This window comes from Kitasatospora sp. NPDC004272, from assembly GCF_053603035.1.
The window spans coordinates 20,422-27,062 of the sequence record NZ_JBSGET010000114.1 but is presented as its reverse complement, the minus strand read 5'-3'; the positions used below and the strand labels follow the sequence as shown (position 1 = coordinate 27,062).

At 74.4% G+C, this 6,641-nt stretch carries 6 protein-coding genes; 3 read left to right on the top strand and 3 right to left on the bottom strand.

Annotated elements, in window-relative coordinates:
- The first annotated feature begins 381 nt into the window (after positions 1-381).
- Complete coding sequence (locus ACWEO5_RS28575) at positions 382-939, top strand: hypothetical protein (protein ID WP_452165088.1); 558 nt, start codon at positions 382-384, stop codon at positions 937-939.
- A 54-nt stretch (positions 940-993) separates the two neighbouring features.
- On the opposite strand, the gene ACWEO5_RS28570 is transcribed toward ACWEO5_RS28575, so the two are convergent.
- Together ACWEO5_RS28570 and ACWEO5_RS28565 are read right to left on the bottom strand one after the other, a co-directional pair.
- Positions 994-3,180, bottom strand: a complete 2,187-nt coding sequence (locus ACWEO5_RS28570; protein ID WP_452165087.1) for a DEAD/DEAH box helicase — start codon at positions 3,178-3,180, stop codon at positions 994-996.
- Between the two features lie 138 nt (positions 3,181-3,318).
- Positions 3,319-3,828: a MarR family winged helix-turn-helix transcriptional regulator gene (locus tag ACWEO5_RS28565; RefSeq protein ID WP_452165086.1), complete on the bottom strand. Its 510-nt coding sequence runs from the start codon at positions 3,826-3,828 to the stop codon at positions 3,319-3,321.
- 215 nt (positions 3,829-4,043) lie between these two features.
- On the opposite strand from ACWEO5_RS28565, the gene ACWEO5_RS28560 reads away from it, so the two are divergent.
- The gene (locus ACWEO5_RS28560; protein ID WP_452165085.1) at positions 4,044-4,631 is read left to right on the top strand and encodes an NADPH-dependent F420 reductase; all 588 of its coding nucleotides are present in this window, start codon (positions 4,044-4,046) and stop codon (positions 4,629-4,631) included.
- A gap of 461 nt (positions 4,632-5,092) precedes the next feature.
- Here the strand turns inward: ACWEO5_RS28560 and ACWEO5_RS28555 are convergent, their stop codons facing one another.
- Positions 5,093-5,827, bottom strand: a complete 735-nt coding sequence (locus ACWEO5_RS28555; protein ID WP_452165084.1) for an MBL fold metallo-hydrolase — start codon at positions 5,825-5,827, stop codon at positions 5,093-5,095.
- Positions 5,828-5,924: 97 nt separating this feature from the next.
- Between ACWEO5_RS28555 and ACWEO5_RS28550 the strand changes: the two genes are divergently transcribed.
- Complete coding sequence (locus ACWEO5_RS28550; protein WP_452165083.1) at positions 5,925-6,308, top strand: class II aldolase/adducin family protein; 384 nt, start codon at positions 5,925-5,927, stop codon at positions 6,306-6,308.
- Positions 6,309-6,641: the final 333 nt, after the last annotated feature.

The following is a 6,641-nucleotide window of genomic DNA, read 5'->3' as shown; positions in this document are numbered from 1 at the left end:
CGGCGGCGCTGACGTACTACGCCGTCCTGGCGATCCTTCCGCGCCGCCGGTAACGCCGCGCAGGGCAAGACCTGGTTCATCCCGAACTCCCCGATGTGGTCCGGCTCCAACGAGACCGAGCTGAAGAATCTCCCGGCGGCCCCCGGCGCCCCGCCGGACGGATCGGCCGGAAGCGTCGGGCCCGGGCCGATCGCCCGTCTCATCGGCTGAGAACAGCCTCGTCCCGCCTGGACAGCCGGATTCGGCGGCGTGTTCGCTGATGCGACGTCACCTGCGGATCGAGGCGACCGGCCGCAGCCGGTCCACCTCGGGCCGCAGCATGCCCCGAAAGGACCAACCGTGCTAAATCGCACACGAACGGCGCCGAGCTGGCGCCGTCGGGTGACCACCCGTCTGGCCGCCGCGCTGACGGCCATGGCCGCCGTCGTGGCCATGGCGGGCGTCGCCGCGACCCCCGCCCAGGCCACCGAGGGACCCAATCCCTACTGGTACACCGGGATCATCCGCAGCTGGGCCCAGGGCCAGTGCCTGGACAGCAACGACAAGGGCGACGTCTACACCCTCCCGTGCAACGGGGGCCAGTACCAGCAGTGGCACATCACCATCAAGGAGCACCCCAAGGACCAGTGGGCCACGGTGTGGATCCAGGACGTGCAGACCCAGCGCTTCCTCGCGCCCATCTGCGACACCTGCGACTCCTGGCAGCCGGGGGTCTCAACGGTGGGATGGCTGACCGACGGGTGGCTGCTCTTCCCGAGCAACGACCCCTGGACCGCGTGGCGCTTCGCGTGGAACCCCGGGCCCTCGCAGCGCTGCCTGGACGCCAACTCCCCGGGGAGCCCGCCTTACATCTCCTTCACTGACTGGCATCCGGACCCGCGGCTCCCCCCGACGAATTACTGCAGCTCGAACTTCCAGGACTGGAAGCTGGGCTTCTGACCCGGGCCCACCGGCGGGTCTCCTGAAGGTCCGTCAACCTCCTTGCCAGACCGTTCAGTCGGTGGGGCCGGCCAGCCGCAGCTGCTCGTCCTCGACGATCCGCACCGCGAGTGCCCGGTCGGAGATGTCGACGGCCTCGGGGGCGGCCTCGGCGAGGTCGCTGCGGCGGGCGTAGCGGTCGAACAACTCGGCCTTGCCGCGCAGCAGTTCGACCAGTCGGCGGTCGAGGCTGTCGGTGGCCAGCAGCCGGTGCACCCGGACCCGGCGGATCTGGCCCATCCGCTGGGCCCGGGCCACCGCCTGGTCCTCCAGGGTGGGTTTGACCTGCGGCTCGCACAGGATGACCACGCTGGCGGCCTGCAGGTTGAGGCCGATCCCACCGGCCTGGATCTGGCAGAGCAGCACGGCGTGGCCCTCGGCGGCGCTGAACTCGTCTACGAGCCCCTGCCGTTGCTCGGCGGGCAGCGATCCGGCGACGGTGCCGGTGACGGGCGTGCCGAGTGCGCCGAGCGCGCCGTGCACGGCGGCCAGCACCTCGCGGAAGTAGGAGAAGACCACCACCTTGTGCCCGGACTCGGCGGCCTCGGCGACGAGTTCGCGCAGCCGCCGCAGTTTCGCGGAGTGCGCGGGGTCGGCGTACGCGGCCCGGCGCATCGCCATGAAGTTGCCCTCGGCGACGGCGGCGGCGTACGCGGCGCGGTCCGGCCCGGAGAGCTCGTCCCACTCGTCCACCCGCACCACGTCCGGGAGTTCGGTGAGCACGTCCTGCTGGTTGCGGCGCAGGTAGGCGGGGGCGACGGCGCGCCGGAAGGCGAGCGGGCCGAGGGCGCCGAGGCCGGCCGGGAGGTCGGTGAGCAGCTCGGGCTGGAGGTGGCCGATCAGGGTGCGGAACTCCTCCACCCGGTTCTCCATCGGGGTGCCGGTGAGGAACAGCACGTGCTCGGTGCGGGCGGCCCACTCGGCGACCAGCTGCGTGCGGCGGGCGGCCGGGTTCTTCACGAAGTGCGCCTCGTCGACGACCAGCGCGGCCACCGGATCGGCGGCCAGGGTGCGCAGCGACTCGTAGGTGGCGACCAGCACGCCGCCGCCGGCCAGCCAGCGCTCCCGGGCGGCCTCCCGGCCGGGGCCGTGGTAGCGGTGCGGGGTGAGCGTGCTGCGCTCGGCGGTCTCGCGCTGCCAGTTGACCAGCACCGAGGCCGGGCACACCACCAGGAAGCGCGCCGCCTCCTCCGCCGCGGCCGCCAGGTGGGCGAGCACGGCGAGCGCCTGGACGGTCTTGCCGAGGCCCATCTCGTCGCCGATCACCACCTTCCGGCGGGCCAGCGCGAACCGGGCGCCGAACGCCTGGTAGCCGCGCAGCGAGACGGTGCAGCCGCGGTCGTCGAAGGGCTGGGCGCGGACCTGTTCGGCCAGTCCGTCGGGCAGGTGGCCCTCGGCGGCGGCCCGGCCGTCGGTGGCGGTCCGGCCGGCGAGCAGGCCGTCCTCGGCGAGCAGCGCCAGTTCGGCGTAGAACTCGGCGGACCGGTGCTCGAACTCGACCCACGCCTCGACCTCCCCGGCGAGCGGGCGCAGCAGGTCGGCGGACGCCTGGGCGAAGCGCAGCCCGGCCTCGTCGGCCTCCGCCCGCTCCCCCTCGGCGGCCAGCGACTCGACGGCCCGCCAGGCCCGTTCGCGCTTCTCGGCGCCGGCCAGCAGACCGCGCAGCCGGCTCCGGGCGTACCCGGCCTCGGCCAGCGGGGTCTCGTAGCGGGCGTCCAGCGCGGCGGCCTCGGCGGCGGCCCGGCGGGCGGCCGGGCCGGCCAGTACCAGCCGGTGCAGGGCGGCGACCAGCGCGGTGGTCCCGGCGTCGGGGTGCGCCGGGTCGAGCCGGACGGCGGTGCCCTCCTCGACGGCGGCGGCGATCTGGGCGGCGGCGGCGAGCAGGTGCGCGGCGGTGGGGCCGGCGATGCCGGGGATCCGCAGCAGGTCCTGCCGGGTGGCGTCGTGCACGGCGGCGACGGTGGTGCACCCGACGGCGCGCAGCGTGCCGATCTGCAGGCGGCCCCCGGTGACGTCCTTGAGCCGCTCGACCGGGATCGCCTCCAGTTCGGCCCGCACCAGCCGTCCGAAGACCCGCCGGTGCGCGGCGGCGACCTCCGCGACCGCCGCCGCGTGGTCGGCCACCAGCGCCCGCGCCGCGGCCCGCTGCCGCCCGGCCACCGCGACCACGTCCCTGGCCCGGCGCACGTTCCGTCCCGCCACCCGCGTCTCCTCACACCCGCCCGTCCGGCCCACCCGTCCGGCCCACCCGTCCGGCTCGCCCGGCCCGACCGACCGGCCCGCCCATCCTGGCACCCGCCGCCGTCGAACCGCCCCGGAGCCAGCCCGGCCCGGCCCCGGCTACTCGCGCTTGCGGCGCGGTCGCGGCGGGATGACCGGAACGACCTGGCGCAGGTGGGTGCGGGCGGTGTCCATCAGGGTGGCGAGCTGGGTGACCTGGGCGGGGGTGAAGAGGTCGAGGAGGCCCTCGCGGACCACCCGGACGTGGCCGGGGGCGGTGGCTTCCAGGAGGCGCCGGCCCGCTTCGGTGAGGACGGCGCGGACGGCGCGTTCGTCGGCCGGGTCGGGCTCCCGGACGAGCAGGCCGGCCTTGGCCAACTGGCCGACCTGGTAGGTGAGTCCGCTGCGGGAGGCGACCATGCGTTCGGCGAGTTCGGTCATCCCGCAGGAGCCGGCGGGGCTCTCGTTGAGCCGGGTGAGGATCTCGTACTGGACCATGGTCAGCCCGGCCTCCTCGCGGAGCTGGAGCTCCACCTGCCGGTGGATCAGGTCGTAGGTCTCCAGCAGGCCGGCCCAGGCCCGCATCTCGGTGTCGTCCAGCCAGCGCGGTCCGGTCGGGGGTTCGGTCATGGGACCAGGCTAACAGTTGCTGCGAATTCGAAGCATGTGTATGTTTCTCGGCGTCGAAGTGCTTCGAATTCGCAACACCATGGTGGGGCGGGGACGGCGCTCCGCACCCTTCGCCGACCCACCTCCGGCGACCCACCTCCGGTGACCCACCGCGATCACCGGCAGCGATCACCGGCCGCAATCCGCTCGCGGCCCACGGAACAGGGGAGATTCCCATGCAGATCAACGTCCTCGGCACCGGCAACGTCGGCTCCGTCCTCGCCCGCCGCCTCGCCGACCTCGGCCACACCGTCACCACCGCCAACACCTCCACCCCGGCCGAGAAGTCCGCCCGCCAGGCCGCCGAGGCCGAACTCACCGTCCTGGCCGTCCCGTTCGGCGCCGTCGCCGAACTCCCCGCCAAGCTCCGGGCCGCCCTCGCCGACCGGATCGTGGTCGACGCCACCAACCCGCTGGCCGCCGACTACCTCTCCCTCACCGTCGGCCACACCACCTCCGGCGGCGAGCAGGTCGCCGCCGCACTGCCCGGCGCCCGGGTGGTCAAGGCGTTCAACACCGCGATGGCCGTCACCATGGAGACCGGCGCCCTCTCCGGCACCCCGCTGCTGCTCCCGGTCGCCGGGGACGACCGCGAGGCCGTCGCCGCCGTCGTCGCCCTCGGCACCGCCCTCGGCTTCGACGCCCTCGACGCCGGCCCCCTCACCAACGCCCGCTACCTGGAGCCCGCCGTCGAACTCCTCATCCAGCTCGCCTACGCCCAGGGCCACGGCGCCGACATCGGCTTCGCCCTCGCCCGCGGCTGAGCCCGCCACCGGATCCACCACCGGCCCCGGATCCACCACCGGCCCCGGCCTCCCCGCACCACCCACGACGGCCCCCGCCCCGATCCGGGCGGGGGCCGTGTCGGCGACTCCGGCCGACGCCTCCGGTCGGACCGCCCGGTCAGCGCTTCCCGATCAGGCCGCCCGGTCAGCGCTTCCCGCGGGCTTCGGCGGCGAACTCGGCGAGCGGGGCGACGACCGCAGTGGTGCTGCCGTCGGGCTCGGTCCGGTCGTGGCGGACGGTTCCGGGGGCGAGCCGGTCCAGGTCGGCGGCCGCGAAGGAGACGGCGGCGGCGCACCAGCCCCGGTCCGCACCGCAGGCGTGGAGCCGGCAGGCGGCGCCAGGGTCGATTTCACCGACGCAGCCGGTGGCGTCCCGGCCCTCGGCGGGTCCGTCCGGGCGCCAGGTGACGGCACCGGAAGGGCCTCGGCGCCCGGCGCGGTCAGCGCAGTTCGAGGAGGTCCGCGAGGCCGGCCGCGGCGAAGGCGGCGAGCAGGGGTTCGCGGCCCTCGGTGAAGTGCGCCCAGCTGTCGAAGTGGACGGGGACGACCCGGCGGGCGCCGAGGATGCGGGCGGCCTCGGCGGCGCGGGCGCTGTCGAGGGTGAGCAGGGCGTTGTCGAGGAGCCCGATGCGGGCGGCACCGGCGAACAGGACGGCGGTGTCGACGGGGCCGAAGCGTTCGGCGATCCGCTCGACCACCCGCAGCGAGGCGTTGTCGCCGCTGACGTAGACCACGGGCAGGCCGTCGCCGGTCATGACGAAGCCGATCACCTCGCCGACCAGCGCCTCGCTGCCGTCGGGCCCGTGCTGGGCGGGTACCGCGGTGATCGTGACGGCGCCCAACCGGACGCTCTCCCAAGGGGCCAGGCCGCGTGCGGTGCCGCCGAGGCGCTCGGCGCCGCCCCGGGTGGTGAGGGTGAGCGGGACGTCGGCGAGCAGCTTGCGGCCGCTGTGGTCGAGGTTGTCGGGGTGCTCGTCGTGCGAGAGCAGGACGGCGTCCAGCGGGCCGAGTTCGGCGGGGTCGACGGTGCCGGGGAGGGTCTTGGTGAGGGACCGGCCGCCGCGCGGGTAGACGCCGGGGTCGTCGAAGGTGGGGTCGGTGAGCAGGCGCAGACCGCCGTACTCGATCAGGGCGGTGGGGCCTCCGAAGACCTGGACGGTGGGGACAGCAGTCATGGCGCACCTCGCGAATCGACGATCCCCTCACGGGGAAGTCTGGCTTTATCCGTGAGAAGAACCTAGCGATCCCTCACGGATAACCGCAAGCTTTCCCGTGAAGTCGATCCGACCGGCCGTCAACCCGCCCTCCGTATCGATCAGTCGACATGTCAACCACCGGGGCATTCCGCATCACCCCGAGGACAACCTGCTGCTGGCCGACGAGGACCTCGGCGTGCTGGCGGGCGAAGGCACGGCCAACCCCGCCAACCGCTTCCACTCCTGGGTCTACCGGGCCCGCCCGGAGGTCAACTGCATCACCCCCACCCACCCGCCGCAGGTCTCGGCGCCGTCCGTGCCGGAGACCCCGCCGGTGGTCTCGCACGTGACTCCGCCCCGGCGTGAACGCCAGAAAGACTTCCGCCGCGCCCGGCTCGTCGTGGATCACCACCAGGACCTCCGCGGGCCGCCCGTCCGTGCTGCGGCAGCGCGGCGTTGAAGTGCGCGCTGTCGCCCGGCCCGAGGCTCACCGTCCGCTCCGGGAACTCCAGTTCGGCGTGCCCCGCGTGCACGAACAGGAACTCCTCCCCGGGGTACGACTTGAACGCCTCCAGGCCGAGTCGGTTCTGCGTGCGCAACGCCCTCAGTCGGCCGGCCATCCGAATCACGTACCCCTTGCTCCGCCCACCCTCCCACCCCGCCCGTCCTGCCCGTCCTGCCCGTCCGACCCGACCGCTAGCCTGCGCAGCCGGAACGACGGACGGACGGGACGACGGACATGACCGAGACGCGGCTCGAAGCGCACTACCGCGACGGCTGGGACCCCGCAACC